This is a genomic window from Ruficoccus amylovorans (genome assembly GCF_014230085.1).
GTDB lineage: Bacteria > Verrucomicrobiota > Verrucomicrobiia > Opitutales > Cerasicoccaceae > Ruficoccus > Ruficoccus amylovorans.
The window spans coordinates 40137-57569 of sequence record NZ_JACHVB010000020.1; the positions used below are offsets into that span (position 1 = coordinate 40137).

General features: G+C 63.7%; 11 protein-coding genes. 5 read left to right on the forward strand and 6 right to left on the reverse strand.

What is annotated here, in order from left to right:
- Positions 1-4 precede the first annotated feature (4 nt).
- The 6 genes from H5P28_RS06670 to H5P28_RS06695 all read right to left on the reverse strand — a co-directional run bounded on the left by H5P28_RS06670 (position 5) and on the right by H5P28_RS06695 (position 10061).
- The gene (locus H5P28_RS06670; protein WP_185674929.1) at positions 5-670 is read right to left on the reverse strand and encodes a DUF4159 domain-containing protein; all 666 of its coding nucleotides are present in this window, start codon (positions 668-670) and stop codon (positions 5-7) included.
- The gene (locus H5P28_RS06675) at positions 663-3542 is read right to left on the reverse strand and encodes a hypothetical protein (protein ID WP_185674930.1); all 2880 of its coding nucleotides are present in this window, start codon (positions 3540-3542) and stop codon (positions 663-665) included. The genes H5P28_RS06670 and H5P28_RS06675 overlap by 8 nt, the downstream gene beginning before the upstream one ends.
- 189 nt (positions 3543-3731) lie before the next feature.
- Positions 3732-5915 (reverse strand): VWA domain-containing protein, encoded by a 2184-nt coding sequence (locus H5P28_RS06680; RefSeq protein WP_185674931.1) that lies wholly within the window; start codon positions 5913-5915, stop codon positions 3732-3734.
- Positions 5912-7990, reverse strand: a complete 2079-nt coding sequence (locus H5P28_RS06685; protein ID WP_185674932.1) for a vWA domain-containing protein — start codon at positions 7988-7990, stop codon at positions 5912-5914. The genes H5P28_RS06680 and H5P28_RS06685 overlap by 4 nt, the downstream gene beginning before the upstream one ends.
- A 3-nt stretch (positions 7991-7993) precedes the next feature.
- Positions 7994-9019 (reverse strand): DUF58 domain-containing protein, encoded by a 1026-nt coding sequence (locus tag H5P28_RS06690; protein ID WP_185674933.1) that lies wholly within the window; start codon positions 9017-9019, stop codon positions 7994-7996.
- Between the two features lie 37 nt (positions 9020-9056).
- Positions 9057-10061 (reverse strand): AAA family ATPase, encoded by a 1005-nt coding sequence (locus tag H5P28_RS06695; RefSeq protein WP_185674934.1) that lies wholly within the window; start codon positions 10059-10061, stop codon positions 9057-9059.
- A 505-nt stretch (positions 10062-10566) separates the two neighbouring features.
- On the opposite strand from H5P28_RS06695, the gene H5P28_RS06700 reads away from it, so the two are divergent.
- From H5P28_RS06700 to H5P28_RS06720, 5 genes are all read left to right on the forward strand, one after another.
- Complete coding sequence (locus H5P28_RS06700) at positions 10567-10971, forward strand: hypothetical protein (RefSeq protein WP_185674935.1); 405 nt, start codon at positions 10567-10569, stop codon at positions 10969-10971.
- A 313-nt stretch (positions 10972-11284) separates the two neighbouring features.
- Positions 11285-12556, forward strand: a complete 1272-nt coding sequence (locus H5P28_RS06705) for a TolC family protein (protein ID WP_185674936.1) — start codon at positions 11285-11287, stop codon at positions 12554-12556.
- Positions 12557-12591: 35 nt separating this feature from the next.
- Complete coding sequence (locus tag H5P28_RS06710) at positions 12592-13005, forward strand: hypothetical protein (protein ID WP_185674937.1); 414 nt, start codon at positions 12592-12594, stop codon at positions 13003-13005.
- 114 nt (positions 13006-13119) lie between these two features.
- Positions 13120-14193 (forward strand): efflux RND transporter periplasmic adaptor subunit, encoded by a 1074-nt coding sequence (locus H5P28_RS06715; RefSeq protein WP_185674938.1) that lies wholly within the window; start codon positions 13120-13122, stop codon positions 14191-14193.
- Between the two features lie 18 nt (positions 14194-14211).
- A complete protein-coding gene (locus H5P28_RS06720; protein ID WP_221773374.1) occupies positions 14212-17334 on the forward strand; it encodes an efflux RND transporter permease subunit in 3123 nt (1040 codons plus the stop codon).
- Positions 17335-17433 lie beyond the last annotated feature (99 nt).

Below are 17433 nucleotides of genomic sequence, written 5' to 3' on the forward strand. Positions count from 1 at the left end.
AGGTTCAATAGAGCAGGGCGTAGGTGAGGATGTTGACGTTGACCTTGACCGGCTCGCGGATTTCGTTGCCCCCGCAGCAGCAGCAACCGTCGGCGTTGGCCACGTCGTTGAGGCCCTCGCGGGAGTAGATCATGACGATGCGACCATTGATCTCCAGCCCTTCCAGCATGACGGTCTTGCCGTGCTTTTCGACCAGCCGCGTGATGTCATAGACGGTCGAGAAAAGCGGGTCAGACATTGGGATCTGCTTGAGCTTGTACTCGGGGAAAATGAGCTTGAGTTCGCGGCGCAGGGAGCGGTCCCAGTCGGCATTCGAGCAACTCGGGCTGGAGAGAATGAAGCCGCCGCCCATGAGGTACTGGCGCAGGTTCCGGCGCTCCTGCTCGGTGAGTTGAAAGACATCCTCGCCGGAGAAAACGCAAAAGGGGTGGTCAAAGACCCGGTCTTCCCCGAGCTTGACCGGGTGAAAGGCCGGATCGACAGTAAGGTTTGTCTCCTGGTTAACGGTTTCCAGAAAGCGGTCAGAGAAGCAAACCGAGGACTGGTCGCCGGCGTACACGAGGTTGCCGACGCGGATCGGGATGATGTTGTCCGGTGTGGCGGTGGTGGCCCGTAGCAGACCGGCGGCAAGGGTGAAAAGGACGGTGATGAGCGTGCGTGTTTTATTCATTCGGTTGTCCCCGGGTGATGGTTTCAAAGTACTCGTTAACGATCTCGCGGTACTCCTCGTGCAGGTAGTCAACGCGGATAGCCTCGGACTCGCGGGTGGAGGCACGGACGCGGTCGAGGACATCGACCTGGTCCAGCGCCGCCTCGATGCCGTCCTCACCTGAAAGCAGATCGCTGGCCGCCTGCGCGTCCCGCCCCTGCCCTTGAGGCCCGGCAAACTGGCTGGCCTCGCCGCCATAGACATTCATCGGCTGGGAAGCCATGGCGAAGCCGCTCTGCCCGCCCATCCCGAACTCGGCCGCGAGCGAGGAGCCGAGCCGGAAACGCCGGGACTGCATCATCTGACGAAGCGTCTCCCCGGCGCGACGGCTGGGGCCGAGGTAGCCGTCGAGCTCGCCCGCCATCTGGCCGAAACTCTGCGCGGACTGTTCCTCGCCGATGAGCGATTCCATCGTGCGGCGCAGTTGCTCGGAGCGCCCGGCGGAAAGCCCGCCCTGGCCCTCAAGCATGGCGGTGGCCGCCGACTCCGCCAGCGCGGGCAGGCGTTCGCGGCGAATGGCATCGGCCAGGCCGTCAGCGCAGGCGGCGGCCTTGGGGAAGTTCTCGCGGGCCGACTCGGCGTCCTGCCGGAGTTTCTGGTCGAGTCCCTGCAAATGGGCGGCGACGGCGCGCTGGCGTTCGGCCATCTCGCGCAGGGCGAGTTGGTCCTCGCGGGTGAGGTTGTAGCGGTTCTGGTAAGCCTGCATCTGCTCGGTGATAGTCTCCTGCTCCTGATACAGAAGCTGGAAAAGCTCCATGTCCTTGATGATTTCGTGCAGGTCGGCCAAGTCGCCCATGGTTTCGCCCATTTCGGCTAACGCGTCGGGCTTGTCGCTGGCGGAGGGGTCGAGCGTCTCGGCCTGCATGCGGGCGGCTTCGCGCATGGTCCGCATTTGCGCGGGCAGCGGCTGGTTACGGGCGGCGGCCATCGCGAGGGCATTCTCACGGGCTGAGGCGCGCAGTTCGTCCGCCCGGCGTTGCAGGTTTTCGCGGAAGGAGTCCTCGACATCGTAGAGCGGTGTCTCACGGACAAAGTGTTCCATCTTGTCTGCCAGGGCGTTGACCGAGGCGTTGAGCGCCTGCTGCCGCTTTTTAAGTTCTTCCAACTGAGCGGCGATTTCCTCGCGGGTGGCTTCGTCGGGAGCGGCGGCCAGCGCTTCCTCCAACTGGGCGATCTGCTCGGCCAGGGTGCGCTGGTCATTGGCCAATTGGTAAACCTCGTCGCGCAGGGCTAGGTACTTGGCCTCCATGTCCTTCATGTCGCGTTCGCGGCGCAGGTAGTCGTTGTAGTCCTGCTCGCTGATGATGTGCAGTTGCAGCGTGCCGCTGCGGGCGGTTTGTGGGACGGGGGCCGTGTCGATGGCCTCGACAAAAACCGACACCGTGTCGCCCGGCTGCGCCCCGAGCGCGGTGAAATCGAAGGCCAACGCCTCACTGACATGAGTCTGCGCCCCGGCATACTCGCGGCTGAGGGGCGCGGCGAAAAGCCCGTTGATCCCGCGGTGGATGCGCAAGCGCGAGATGCCGTAATCGTCGTCCGCGAAGCACCGGACCGCGAGCGGGTGGTTGATGACGCAGAACATCTCCTTTGACGGGTCCGTGCCCGCGCTGGGCGGGAGGTCTTCGAGCAGGGTGAGCCCGGCCTTCCACTCGGCGGCGGACTCGATCTCCATGATGTCGGTCAGCGAAAAGACCATGATCCCGCCCCGCGTTGGCGTCCACTCGGCGGCGACGGTGTTTTCGGCAATTGGGTCCAGCTTCACCGTCTCCACGACTTGTCCGGCCTCGACCAGTTGGAGGCGTCCGCCGGAGAGGGGACGGTTGGAGGTGAGTTCAAAGCGCAGGCTGGAACCGTCAAGCACGCGCAGGTCGCTGAGCGAGTAAGCCTGCGTGCGCGGCTGATGACCGGTGTAGGCGGGCGGGGTGACGGTCAACCGGGTCTCGCGAAGCTCGGGCGTGAGCAGCACACTGACCAGTCGCCGGGGGGAGACGGCGCGGCCCGAATCGTTCTCGGCGGTGAGCACGAGGTTGTCCGTCACACGGTCGATCCGCTGGACATAGCCCCGGTCGCCCCCCTGGTCGAACATGTCGAGCATGGTCGTTTCTTCGGGGCGGCCCTCGGGGTGATAGCTGAGCCTGACCGTGTGCGGGCGGTGCCCGGAATGAACGACACGCACCATCAGCGGCTCGCCGTAAACGACCGAATAACCGTCCACATCCGGCTCGGCGATTTTCAGGCGGGTAAAGGCAAAAGCCGGGTGATCCCCGTAGGGCAGCAGGTAGCGCCACACTCCGGCCCGTGTGACGGGCCAGGCGCAGGCGAGCACGACCAGCACGAGGGCGCATTGCCAGAGGGCGCGGCGGGCGGCCTTGGCGGGGGCTTGGCTGCGCACGAGCGCGGCAAGGTCAGCGGGGCCGATCTCCTCCAGTCCGCGGGCAACGGCGCGGTCAGCCAGCCGCCGGGTCAGCTCAGAACGCCCTTCGCGGGCGGCATCGCCGTGGAGTTGGATCAGGTTGATCAGGCGCGAGCCCAGCTCGGGATGGTTGCTCTCCAGTCGCCGGGCAATCCGCTCGGGCGGGGTGACGCGGCCGTAGATACTCCACAGCGCGAAGCCCGCGAGTCCCGCCGCCGTCCCGAGCCAGAGCAGGTCGAGCACGAGCCGCCAGGAGTCCGGCAGGTGAAAGAAAGCATCCAGGACGAAATACACCGGCCAGGCCGCCAACAGCCACACGAGCGAGCGCAGCACAAGACAGATCGCCCGCTCACGACGCCAGACCTGCGCGGCTTGGTCGAGCCGCGCACGGAAGCGCCGGTATGTTTCCGATGTATCCATAGAGCGTTTGAAGAAATACTATCGCCGCGAAGATTGAATGGCCAAATGGCTGATTGTTAATGGTTGGATGTTGAAGGTAGAAAAGAACAATTAGCCATTTAACCATTTCGCCATATAGCGATTCCACCTTTCGGTCGCGGTTACTGTTTTTTTAAGAACTTCCATAAATAACTACGTATCCATAAATAACTACGCCAGCCCCCACCTTCGCCGCAGGAGCCATTCTCCGCCGAGCAGGAGGCCGATCAGGTAAAAGAGCCAGGGGCGGTTCCAGATTTCCTTCAGTTTGACGGTCGGCTCGACCGAGGTGTCTTCGCTGCGTTTTTGCTGGATGAAGGCCGCCAATTCGTCCGGTTGGAGCATGCGTCCGCCGCTGGTTTCCGCCAGTTTTTCCAGGTAGGGGAGGTCCACGGCGACATCGGTGTCTTCGAGGTTCTCGTCCATCACGATGAAGCGCGAGGTCTGCACCGTGCCGTCGGGTAAACGGGCTTCGGCGGTGTAAATGCCCGGTTGTTCCGGCGTGAAGGTCGCTGTCGGGTGAGACTGGCCGGGGCCGGTCGCCAGTTGGAGGCGGGCGGTTTCCTCGTCTTCGCGACGGAGAGTGACGCCGGTGTTGGGCATATTCTCGGGCAGTGCTCCGCTGAGCCGGAAGTGCACGCTCTCGCCCAGCATGAGCGTCGAAGTGCTCAGGCGCAGGGTGAGTTGGTCGCCAGTGGCCGCCTCTGAGCCTGAGAGCAGCCAGAGCAGGGTCTGGTCCCAGAAGCGTTCGTAAAGCGGGTTTTGCAGGTCGGCCCCGGCGTTGAAGGCCCAGCGCCAGAAGCCGTCCACCCCGACACTGAGCACCTGCCCCTGTCCACTGCGGCGGTAAAGAATGGCGGGCAGGCGGTCGCCCTGCGGGCGTACGGCGCTGGCCAGCACGGCGGTCAGGGGCTTGAGTTGCTGGCTCGGGCGGGCGGCGGCCATGGCGGGAAATCTGACCCCGGCGGCGGCTTCGCTGGCGACCAGCCGGAAGGGCGTGAGCGATTGGCCGTCGCGCTCGATTTCGACCTGGAAGTTTTTCTTTTCCAGCGTCTGCCAGTCAGTCGGTTGCAGTCCGCTGTCGTCGCCGCTGCTGCCAAAGGCCGGCCCGCGCAGGAAAACGACGACCCCGCCTTTTTCCAGATACTGGTCGAGTGCGGCGCGTCCGTCCTCGCCCAGCATGGGGCCGAGATCCTGGCCGAGGATGACGGCGTGATAATGAAGCAGGTCCTCCACGGTCCGGGGGACGGTCAACTCGTTCTCAGATTCGCTCTGGCGCAAGCGGCGAATTTTGTTCGGGGCGTACTGCACGAGCGCGTCAAGGTCCATCTTGTCGTTGCGCAGGAGTGCGCGCTGGAAAAACGTCGTGTCCCAGTTCGGGTGCCCCTCCAGCAGCAGGAGCTGGATCTTGCGGTTGACGACGTTGAGAAAGGTCGTGGCCGAGTTGTTCTCGCGCTGGCGTTCGTAGGGCAGGGGGGCGACCCGGATTTCGTACTTGTACTGGCCGATCTCGGGTTCGCGTACCTCGAAGTGGACGTTGAGTTGCTGGAGCTCCTCGGCGTTGAGGCGGCGGGTTTCGACCACCTTGTCCTCGCGCAGCAGGCTGACGGTGAGCGGCTCGTACTCCGCGCCGACCAGCCGGATCGAGGCCGAGACGAGCGCTTTTTGCCCGAAGTAGGTAAACGGCTGGTAGCTGGTGATGCGCACGGAAACATCCTGCGGGCGCCCCTCGGTGCCGAGCGCCAGCGGGTAAATCGGGGCGCGGCGCAGGCGGGCGTCCGTGCCGGTTTTGGCCGGGTTGATCAGTTCGAAATCGTGCCCGTCGGTGAGCAGGATCAGCCCGTAGGCTCCCTGCCCGGCGCGGAGCGAGTCGAGCATGTCCGAGATGGAGGTGTTAAAGGCGGTGGTCCGGCCCTCGGGGGCAGTGGGAAGCTCGTCCGCGCTGAGGGGACGGGCGTGCGCGTCGAAGGCGTAGAGGCTGATGTCGGACGTGCCCTCCGCCGGGGCGGCGAGCAACCCGGCCCCGTCGAGCAGGGCGAGCGCCTGGGCGTAGCGGGTGCCTTCCTCGGCCTCGTGCGCCATACTGGACGAGGTGTCCACCGCGACGATAAATTTCTGCTCAAGCGTCTGCGGAGACTCGGTGACGGCAATCGACGGGCGCAGCAGGAGTGCGGTCACGAGCAGCAGTCCGGCCAGCCGGAGCACGGCCAACAGGGTGTACCGCTTCGGACCGACCAACTCGCAGGCACGGCGTCGTCCGGGCCACAGAACGAGCACACCCACCGCCGCCGCGATCAGTATAATCAGCTCCAGCGGAAATACCGGGTCGATGACGAGCGTGCCGCCGGTGCTCATGAGCGGACCTTTCGGATGAGCAGGAACTGGATCAGCCGTTCAAGTACGGCCAGCGCGAGTGCCCCGAGCAGGAAATACTGGAAAAGCGGCACACCGCTGGCCACCTCGCGCAAGCCCGCCTGCCCCTGCACCTCGACGGTCGGCTTTTGCTCGAAGGCGGGCAGGGTGGAGGGCTCGACCAGGCGCAGGTCGGATTCGTCGGAGCTGACGTTGACCGCGAAGTAGCGCTTCGAGCCGTCGGCCAGCTTCAGTTGGTAAAAGCCGCTGCGCGGAGTCTCCCAGGCGATGGCGATGCGTCCGCCCAGCGCCTCCCGCCGGAAGCTGACGCGCTCGCCCTGCGGGTCTTTTAACTCGCCCTGTTGGAGGTCGACGGGCCAGACCTCGGCGGTGAGTGTCGTGTCCACGCGGCTGGCCGGGGGCGGGCCTTCTCCTTGGTCGAGCTGGCGCAGGATGTCCTGCAACCAGGCCGGAAAAATCCGCTGCCGGGCGAAATTGCTGGAGAGCGCGTCGGGCGAGAAATTAAACACGATACCCGTGCCCAGCCCGTGCCCGAACTCCGCCATGGCGGGCGTCTCGTCGGCGAAGCTGAGCAGGACCTTGCCCTCGCCGGAACGCGAGGCCTGGTAGTAATCGTAAATCTCCAGCAGGGCCAGATTCTGACGGGCCGAGCCACGAAAAAGCCGCAGAAAGGGCGAGCGAAACTCCCCGCGAATAATCTGCTGGGTGCCGGTGTTGAGCGCGTCCGCCTCGCGCCGGGGGCCGAGCAGGAGCGGGAATTTCCCGCCACCCATCGCCTTGTCCACGGCGCGAGCATTTTCCGCCTCGGCCGGGCCGTCGAGGAACCAGATGAGTGCGCCCCCGCTGAAAACAAAATCCGCCAGTGCTGCCGCCTGGGCCTCGGTCAAGGGGCCGGAGTCGGTCAGGATAAGCTTGGCGGTGGCGGAGAGGGCCACGGCGTCGAGCTGCGCGGTTGGGATGACGCGGGGGGCGAAGCTCCCGGCCTCGCCCCGGAAGGGGTTGACGGCGGTCCGCACGAAATAGGGGCCGCCCGCGGTGGCGTCGCCGCTTTGTGAGGCGACAAGCACTTCCTCCTGCCTGCTCACGGGTACGGTGAGGAAGTAAAAATTATCCGCTTCGAGCGCGTCGTCGGGCAGTTCCACCGTGAGCCGGTGCTCGCCCTCGCCACTAATGGCCAACGGCAGGCTGACCTCGGCCGTGGACCAGGGAGCGAGCGTGGTCTCCTGTTCGAAGCTGGCCTGGTCATCGAGCCGAAAAGTGAGTCGCCCCTCGAAGGGCTGCTCGGAGAAGTTGCCTACTGTGGCCTTCAGCGTGGCCAGATCGCCTTCGCGCAGGTTGGATTGATCGAACCCGGCCTTGAGGATGGCGCGATTGGGGATGGACGGCTCGCCCACATTGACAAAGTAGGTACGGGCCGAGACCGGCAGCGGGCGGAAATCGACCTTGGCCCAGTTCGTGCGCTGGAAGTCAGACAGGTAATAAATCTCCGCCCCGGTGATGCCTTCGAGCGTGCGGGTGACGGCGAGGTTCGCCCGCCCGAAATCGGCCTCACCGTAGCCGGGGCCGAGAGCATTGAGCGCGCGCCGGGCTTCGGCGTGGTTCTGTGATTGCGAGAGAAAGGCCGTGTCGGCGTCGGCCCCGGCAAGCACGAGGTTTACCGTATCCCCCGAGTCGAGCGAGGCGATGATTTTTTCCGCCTCCAGCACGGCCCGGCTGCGGGCGGTGTTGCCGCCGCTCTGGGCCTCCATACTCAGCGAGCGGTCGAAGACGAGGACGACGTTGCGGGCGGCGTCGGTCTGCACGGCCGGGCCGTACTTTAGCCAGACCGGGCGCAGGAACGCCCCCAGCAGCAACAGCACGAAAGCCGTCCGGACCAGCAGCAGGAGCAGGTGCCGCCAACGGTGCAGGCGCGATTGCTGGGCGGAGCTTTGGCGTAAAAGTTCGAGCGAGGAAAACGGCACCGTGCGCCGTGCCCGGCGGCTGAGCAGGTGAATCAGCAGCGGCACCGCCACCAGGGGCAGCAGCAGGCCGAAGATTCCTGGGTTGAGAAACTGCATGGCTCAGCGAATGGGGCGACCGTTGCGGAAGCCGAGGTAGGCTTCAATGGCCTGGGTGTAGGGAAAACTGCTGTCGATCAGGCAGTGGTCGATCCGGCGGTTGACGGCGTCGCGTTCCAGCCGCCGGATAAAGCCCGCCATCTGCTCGCGGTAAGCGGCGCGCAGCTCCAGCGGATCGACCCGCATACGAGCCCCTGTCTCCATATCGACGTACTGGGCGGCGGCGTGGGCGGGCAGTTCGCGCTCGTCGGGGTCGAGCACCTGCATGAGCAGGATTTCAAAACGCCGGTGCAGGAACCGGCCCAGCGTGTCAAAAATCTCCTGCGGCTGGTCGAGGAAATCGGAAATGATAACCAGCCGCCCGCGCTGGCGAAAAACGGCCTCGGCCTGGCGTAGCGCGTTGGCCAGCCCGGTGCGGCTGGAGGGCTCGATCTCCTCCAGCGTGCGCACGATCTCGTGCAGCTTGCGCTGGGAACTGCCCGGCGGGATAAAGGACTTCAGCGTCTCGTCGAAGAGGCCTAGCCCGGTCTGGTCGCCCTGCCGGATCATCAGGTAGGAGAGGGCGGCGGCGATTTTCGCGGCCAGAAAGGACTTCGGCTGGCGGCGCTCGCCCCGGTAGGCCATCGACGCGCTCACGTCCACCAGCACATAGACGGTCATGTCCGTCTCCTCGGTGTATCGGCGCAGGTAGAGCCGTCGCGTGCGGCCATAGACCTTCCAGTCGATGTTGCCGATGTCGTCTCCGGGAACGTATTGCTTGTAGTCGGTGAACTCGCCCGCGCCGCCGCGCTTGGTGGATTTGTGCTTGCCGGAGAAATAACCCTCCACCCGCGAGCGGGCGAAGACCAGCAGGTTATGGTAGCGGCTCAGTTCCTTCAGGGTGAGGACAGAGGCGCGTTTGCGCGGACGCTCAAGCTTGGCTGGGGCCAACCGTGAAGGCCCGCGCTCGTCCGGCAGTGGGGGCGGCTTGTTCATGGCCAGCGGAGGCGGCGGGCCGGAGGCGGGAAGTTTCGGGGGCCGTGAGTCCATGAGCGGGCGTGAGCTTGCCGTGGTTAACGGGGCATTTTCAATAGACAGGCTCAGGGACGATTTTCAGGATTTCCCGCAAAATATCGGAGCTGCTCTTGCCCTCGCCGGTGGCGCGGTAGTTACCGATCACGCGGTGGCGAAGGACGGGGAGCGCAACTTCGCGCACATCAGAAATTTCCGGCGTGGGCCTGCCGTTGAACAAGGCCATAGCCTTCGCACCGAGGATCAGGTACTGCGAGGCGCGGGGACCGGCCCCCCACTCGACAAAGTCGTTTGTCACGCTGGGGGCGTTGACGCTGCCGGGGCGGGTGGCTTTGACCAGATCGACGGCGTATCCAAGCACATGTTCACTCACAGGCAGGGCGCGCAGGAGTTCGTCGGCCTGAAGAATCTGGGCCGCACCGATGGTTTTACCGGCCTGCGGTTCGGATTCGTAAGTGGTACGACGGACGATCTCGATCTCCTCCTCGCGCGAGGGGTAGTCGAGGTGGAGCGAGAACATGAAGCGGTCGAGCTGGGCTTCCGGTAATGGGTAGGTGCCCTCCTGTTCGATGGGATTTTGGGTGGCTACGACGAGGAAAGGGTTGGGCAGGGGGCGGGATTTGCCCGCCGTGGTGACGGAGCGCTCCTGCATGGCCTCCAGCAGCGCGGCCTGGGTCTTCGGCGGGGTGCGGTTGATCTCGTCGGCCAGCAGGAGGTTGGTAAAGACCGGGCCAGGCTTGAACTCGAACTGGAGCCGCTGCTCGTGCTCGTGAAGCAGTTCCGAGCCAAGGATATCCGAGGGCATCAGGTCGGGCGTGAACTGGATGCGCCCAAAGGACAAATCGAGCGTCTGGGCCAAGGTTCGCACGAGCAGGGTTTTGGCCAGGCCCGGGACGCCGACCAGCAGGCAGTGCCCGCGCGCGAAAAGGCTCAACAGTAGCAGGCGGACGATCTCATCCTGGCCGACGATGACCTTTCCGACCTCCGCGCGGACCGTTTCGAAAAGCTGATGGACGACCTCGGGGTCGCCGGTTTGATCGGCGGGAGCGGATGTTGGCATGGCGGGAGGGTAAGAGATTAAAAACGCTGCGCCGACGGCTCGCCCGCGCATGCTCGATACTCAGGCTTTGCGCCGTCCTTGCAAGCGCAAGTTTTTAATCCTTAAATCTCCGTTCTCCGATGGCTTTATAAAATCATCTGATACACCATAAGGGATTTGTTGAAAAGGCTCTCAAGGTGCCAGGCTATCTGGACGCTCTCGCTGGGAGCGGAACTCCCGGCCCCGGTGAAGATCCGCTGCTGTCCGGCCTCGATCACCTGCGGGTCTTCGGAAGCAGCCTTCAGAGCAATTGGAAAACCGGTGAAACTGTGCTACGGGTTTAACCGGTGTTTGATACCAAAGTCGAAAAAATCCCTACGAAACCGTTCCGTGTCGATGGCGGACTCCATTTATAGCCGGAAAGTGCAAGCCTGTTGCCATAACGCCTGCCCCGTGATGCCTTGTTGGGAGAAACGAAGTTAATGGCTTGACTCGGGCGGTGATCTGCATGCGCTTGCTGCATCCGATGCCTGTTTCGACAAAGCATATTCTCAGCATAATGCTCGCCTGCCTGATCGTTCTCAACGGACTGGTAGCCGCACTGGGAAACTTGCTGGTCTGTCTGCACGAGGAGGGCGAAGCACACCTGGCGGGCAGTGAGATCGCGCAAGCCTGTTGCCATACTGCAGGGGCGTCCGCCGAGGAATGTCGCGACTGTGAAGATGTCGCGCTCAGCGGTATGGATTTTCTGGCCACGCGTCAGTATGATGTGACGGCTTCGGCGGTAGCCGATGTTTCCCCGACTGTGGTGGAAGCCGTCCCCCCGGCTTGGCGTACCCAGTGGCAGGCCGGGCCAAACCCGGCGCGGGGCCCTCCCGAAAGCACGGATACGTGCCTGATGGTGGCGCAGACTGTAGTGCTGCGACTCTGATTTGGTGAGCCCGGAGCTGTCTTCGATACTGGAAGGCCCGGGCCCGGTTGTTTTCTCCTGAAAGCGGGAGCGATGTGTCCGGCTGCATAGCTGGCGTCGTTGTCTTTCCGGAAAAAAACCGGCATTCGAAGCTTCCGTCCGGCCCGTGCAAAAGACCGGAGCCGGAACGCTCTTCGAGAAGGGAATTCTGCGCGGCTTGCGAGCCGCGGGTTGAAGATAAGCTCATATTTTGTGTGCCGTTTGTCGTGAGCGGCGCAGCAAGGCCGGTCGGTGTGGGCCGGATAGTTTTTCTTCAACCGAATCAGGATTTACCATGACTATTTTTCGATGTTTATACACCTGCCTGTGTCTGTGGGCCGTCTCGCCGGGGGTGCTTCCGGCGCAGACAGAACCTCCGGCTGAGCCCGAGGTCATCGCGCTGCCGCTGGCCCTGCGCCGGGCGGTGGAAAACGACCCCCGGATGGGGCTCAACGCGGCGCTGGCTGACGCGGCCCAGGGCCAGGTCGAGCAGGCTGATCTCCCTCCCAATCCCGTCATCGGCGGCGAGGCGGAGAACTTCCTTGGAACTGGGCCGATCACGGGCGTGCAGGGCCTCGAACTGACCCTCGGCATTAGCCAGGTCATCGAAACGGCTGACAAGCGTGCCCGGCGCACCACGCTCGCCAGGCGCGAACGTGACTTGGTTGACTGGCAGCGGGAGCTGCTTGTGGCCGAGGTCGAGGCCGAAGTGCGCGCGGCCTTTGTCGATGTGCTGCTGGCGCAGGAGCTTGTCACCCTCCGGGCGAGGCAGCTCGACCTGGCCCGACAGAGCGAGACAGAGACGGCGCGGCTCGTCGAGGCGGCGCGCTCCCCGCAGCTCGATCTGACACGGGCCACGCTCGCTGCCCGTCGCCAGACCTATGCTCTGGAGCAGGCGCAGCGCGAGCTCGCCACCGCCAAGGCAAACCTGGCCGTGCTCTGGGGCGAGGGAAGTTTTTCGGACTTCGAAGTCGAGGGCAGCGTCGTGCTGGAGCCGGAGGTTCCCAGCTTCGGCGAACTGGCGGCCATGCTCCCGAATACCGCCGAGCTGGCGCGCTACGAGGCCCTGCGGAAAACCCGCGAGGCTGCGCTCGATCTGGAAAAAGCCCGTGCAGTGCCAGACTTCGAGATCTACGCCGGTGGCCGGTATTACAACGAGGATAACGGCAACTTCGGCTTTGTGGCCGGATTCGAAATCCCGTGGCCGCTCTTCGACCGCAATCAGGGAAACATCCGCACCGCCCGCGCCCAGGTCCGCGCTGTCGAGTACGAGCGTGAAGCCCTGCGGCGCGAGTTGCTCACGAGCCTGCACCGCGCCTATCAGGTGCTGGTCAGTGCGCACGCCGAGGCCATCTCCGTGCAGGCGGATTTACTGCCGGGGGCCGAGCAGGCGCTGGCGGACACATCCGCCGGTTACGAGCGCGGGCAGTACACGCAACTGGCCGTGCTGGAGAGTCGTCAGACGTTTTTCGAAATCCGCGAGGCGAGTCTTGTAGCCCTGCAGCGCTATGCCGCCGCGCAGGCTCAGATACAGGCGCTCACGCGTCCCGCTGGGCTTTCGTATTAAACTGAATGTATCCAAAATTAAATACACGAAATAAAATGAACTTTATTGATCTGACATCCGCCCTTTCGAAGCAAACCTGCGCCGCCGTCCGGGCTGCCGTGCTCATGGTGCTGGCCGGCTCGGCGTCCGTGCTTGCCACGGACTCTGACGCGGCCAGCACGAATCCCACCTGCTGCTCAGGTTCGCCCGCAACTGTGGCTGACGCCGCACCGCAACCGGCTCAGGAAACGGCCTCTGGCGAGCACGGCCAATATCAAGCAGGTGGCAAGAAGGCCCGCCCACATGGCGCGGACACGAGTGCTGGCGCCGACGCCGGAAAAGCTGCCACTGCGAAGCCTACCTGCACCGCGCATAAACGTCACTACGCCGGAGGCAAGAAGGCGCGCCGTCACGGTGTTCCCGCCTTTGGCACCCACGGCTGTCCCTCAACCTGCACGCGGGAAAACTGAGACCGAGAAACTGGAAGACCTCCGCCGGGGGCGCGTTTCCCGGCATGGGCGAGCATCGCCCGGCGCACGGCAGTACTCCCCGAGTCGGTATTAATCCATAAAACATTTACTTCTATGAAGACATTTGAACTAAGGCATATTTTTCAGCGTTCGGCTCGTTTGCTGGCGTACCTGGCGAGCATCCTTGCGCTCGGTCAGCCGGGCGTTCTACGCGCGGAAGCGGACCACAACGGTCATGACCACGACCACGGAAGCCATTCGCATGAGGGGCACGATCATTCCGAGGGCGATGGCCACGACCATGATGCCGCCGCCAGTGCGGGCGGGCACGATACCCATGACGATCACGATGGCCACGACCACGAGGAAGGAGTGGTCGTGCTCAGTGCCGAGGTGATGAAGGAGTTCGGCATTACGATCGGGCAGGCCGGGCCGGGCGTGCTCCACGAGGAGGTCGTCTTGCCGGGCAGCATTCAGTTTAACCGGGAGCGGGTGGCCTACGTCACGCCGCGCTTCGCTGGCACGGTGATGGAAATTAAAGCCCGGCTGGCGGACAAGGTCGAGGCGGGCCAAGTGCTGGCCACGCTTGAGAGCACGGATACGCTGCGCCCCTTTGAGGTCAAGGCCCCCTTCGACGGTGTCATTACCGCGTACGAGGTCTCGCTCGGGCAGACGGTTGAGGCGGGCGAGCCAATCTTTACTGTGGCTGACCTCTCGACCGTCTGGGCCGATTTGCGCATCTACCAGCGGGACATGGGAAAACTTACCCAAGGCCAGCCAGTGCTTGTTTCCGGCGGGCAGGGGAGCGGTGTTTTCCGGGGGACGGTGGCCTACATCGCCCCGGTTGTGGACGAGCACACGCGCACGGGCCTGGCCCGTGTTGTAGTGAAAAACCATGACGGAACCTGGAGGCCGGGCCAGTTTGTCAAAGGTGCGGTCGGCATTGCCAGCCACGAGGAACCGGTGGTGGTCCCCCGCGCGGCGATCGTCGAGTACGAGGGGCAGCCGGTCGTTTTTGTCCAGACGGATGAGGGTTTCGAGCCGCGCCCCCTCGTGCTCGGGCACGCCGACTCCGAATCGTTCGAGGTGGAGGACGGGCTGCTGCCGGGCGAGACCTACGTCACGGCGAACCCGATCTCCCTCAAGGCCGAACTGGGCAAAGGCTCGTTCGGCGGCCACCAGCACTAACGCAAGGAGGAACCAACGATGTTGCATAAACTCATCGACACCGCCCTGCGGAACAAGCTGGTCGTGGTGCTTTTCACGCTGGCCGTGATGGCTGGCGGTTACTGGAGCTACCAGAAGCTCCCCGTGGACGCATTTCCGGATGTCTCGCCCGCGCTGGTGCAGGTCTTTACCGTTACCTCGGGGCTGGGGCCGGAGGAAGTGGAGAAATTTGTCACCTTCCCGGTGGAGGCTGCCATGAGCGGCCTGCCCGATGTGGAGGAGATCCGCTCGATTTCTAACTTCGGTCTGTCCGTGGTCAGCATCTACTTCAAGGACGGGACAGATATCTACTTCGCGCGGCAACTGGTGGGAGAGCGACTCTCCGAGGCCCGCGAATCGATCCACGACGGCTTTGGCGAGCCGAAGATGGGCCCCATCTCGACGGGGCAGGGCCTCGTCCTTTACTACAACCTGATTGACACCACCGGCACTTACACGCTGGAGGAGTTGCGGGGCATTCAGGACTGGGTGGTCAAGTATAACCTCCAGACCGTGCCCGGTGTGACCGAGGTGCTCGGCATCGGCGGGCAGGTGAAGCAGTTCCAGGTCAATATAGATCCGGACGCTCTCCTGCGCTACAACCTGAGCCTGAGCGAGGTCATCGCAAGCGTCGAGGCCAACAACCAGAATGTCGGGGGGCAGTTTATCGAACGTAACGGCGAGATGTTCATCGTCCGCTCGGAGGGGTTGGCCGGGGGCATTCGCGACTTGGAGCGGATCGTCGTCGCGCACGAGGACGGCACGCCGGTTTACCTGGAGGATGTCGCCAAGGTCGAGATCGGGGGCGAAATCCGCCAGGGCATGCAGACCCGTAACGGCGAGGGCGAAGTCGTCTCCGGTATGGTCATCAAGCTCTACGGCACGAACTCCTCCACCGTGATTGACGCGGTGGAGAAAAAGCTGGCCGAGATCGAAAAGGCGCTGCCGGAGGGCGTCATCATCGATGCCTACTACCAGCAGAAAACCCTCGTCCAGTCGGCCGTGAACACCGTGACGAGCGCTTTGGTCCAGGGCGTCGGGCTGGTTGTCTTGATCCTTCTCGTCTTCATCGGTGGTTTTCGGGCCAGCCTTGTAGTGGCGATTTCGATACCATTTTCGGTCCTGTTCGCGGCGGTGGCGATGTATTACTTTGGCATCTCTGCCAACCTCATGTCGCTCGGGGGACTGGCTATCGCCATCGGCATGATGGTGGACGGCACAATCGTCATGGTGGAGAACTCGGACCGTCTCTTGCGCCGCTCCGGTCCGGATGAGTCGAGGATTCACGTCATTTCCCGCGCCTGTGCAGAGGTGGCGCAGCCGATCACGTTCGCCATCCTCATCGTGGTGCTCGTGTTTATCCCGCTGTTTACGCTGCAAGGAGTGGAAGGGAAAATGTTCCGTCCGCTGGCCTACACGGTGGCACTGGCGATGTTCGGTTCGCTGGTCTATGCGCTGGTCGCCGCGCCAGTTTACTCGGTGCTCTTCATGCGCAAGCCCCGTGAGAAAAAGTCCGCGGGAAATGCGGACAAGGCTTCGCAAGCAGACGCGGAAATCTGGGTCGTGCGCCTGCTGGTGGCGGTTTACCGCCCGGTGGTATCGTTGTTCGTAAAAGTCCGCGCGCTGGCGGTGCTGCTGTCGCTGGTGTTGCTGGCGGCGGGGGTGTGGATATTCCCGAAGCTCGGCTCGGAATTCACACCGCGCCTGATGGAGGGCGACATCATTGCCAACCTCACGATGGCCCCATCGGTCTCTCTCAATGAGACCATGCGTAATACCCTGATTGCGGAAAAACGCCTGCTGAAAATCCCCGAGATCGAGCAAGCCATCTCGCGCATCGGTCGCGGCGAAGTCGGTGCCCACGCCGACCCGATCAACACCGTTCACATGATGGTCGTACTCCGGCCCAAGAACGAATGGCGAGCGGGCTTCACGCAGACGGATATTGAAAACGCCATGCGCGAGGCGCTGGATGGTATGCCCGGCGTACAGGTCAATATCACGCAGCCGATCCAGCTTTCAGTTGATGAACTGATCGGCGGCTCCAAGGCGCAACTCGCGATCAAGCTCTTCGGCCCGGATCTCGGCGTGCTCAAGGAAAAAGGCGATGAAATCGCCGCCGTCGTCAGCGGTGTTAATGGCGCGGTCGATGTGCAGGCCGGACAGGTCATCGGCGCGCCGCAGATCGTCATCCGCCCGGACCGTGAGGCCATCGCCCGGCACGGCCTGAATCTCTCCGAAGTGCAGGAGCTGATCGAGGCCGCTGTCGGCGGTGTCGGAGCGGGGCAGATCTACGAAGGCGTGCGGCGTTTTGACATTATGGTGCGCTACCGTGAGGATGCCCGCGACACGGTGGAGGATTTGTCGCACCTGATTGTGCAGACCTCCGACGGCGCGCTCATCCCGCTCGAAGAGGTGGCGACGATTGAGGAAATCGTCGGCCCGCGCCAGATCATCCGCGAGAACAACCAGCGCTATCAGGAAATCCAGGCCAACGTCGTCGGACGGGACATCGGCGGCTTTGTCGAGGAGGCGCAGGCGGCCATCGAGGCGCAGGTCGAGCTGCCCTCGGGCTACCTGGTATCATGGGGCGGCCAATACGAACTCCAGCAGGAGGCGAACCGTCGGCTGTCCGTGGTTGTGCCGGTCACGCTGGCGCTGATCGCGCTGTTGATCTACATGTCCTTCGGTTCGATTAAAAACACTGTGCTGATCCTGCTCAACATCCCGCTGGCACTGGTCGGCGGTGTGGCCGGACTCTGGCTGGCGGGGGAAAATCTCTCCGTGCCGTCGAGCATCGGTTTTATCGCGCTGTTCGGGATCGCGCTGGGCAACGGGATGGTGCTCGTGACCTACCTGAACCAACTCGTGCGCGAGGGCAGGGGGATCGACGCGGCCAGTGTGGAAGGCGCGTGCCTGCGCGTGCGTCCGGTCCTGATGACGGCGGGCACGACGCTGCTGGGTCTGCTGCCGCTGCTGCTGGCTACGGGCACCGGGAGCGAGGTTCAGCGGCCCCTGGCACTGGTCGTGATCGGCGGCTTGCTCTCTTCGACCGTGCTGACGCTGCTCGTCATCCCGGCGCTCTACAAGTGGTTTGCGCCTAGCCCGCGACAGGTGATTTAACATCAATGTTATGCCGGTTAACGGCGCACCTGAGATGGTAAAAAAATGACGGCCGGGAAATTCCCGGCCGTCATGAAATATGGATACAGCGTTGTTCGC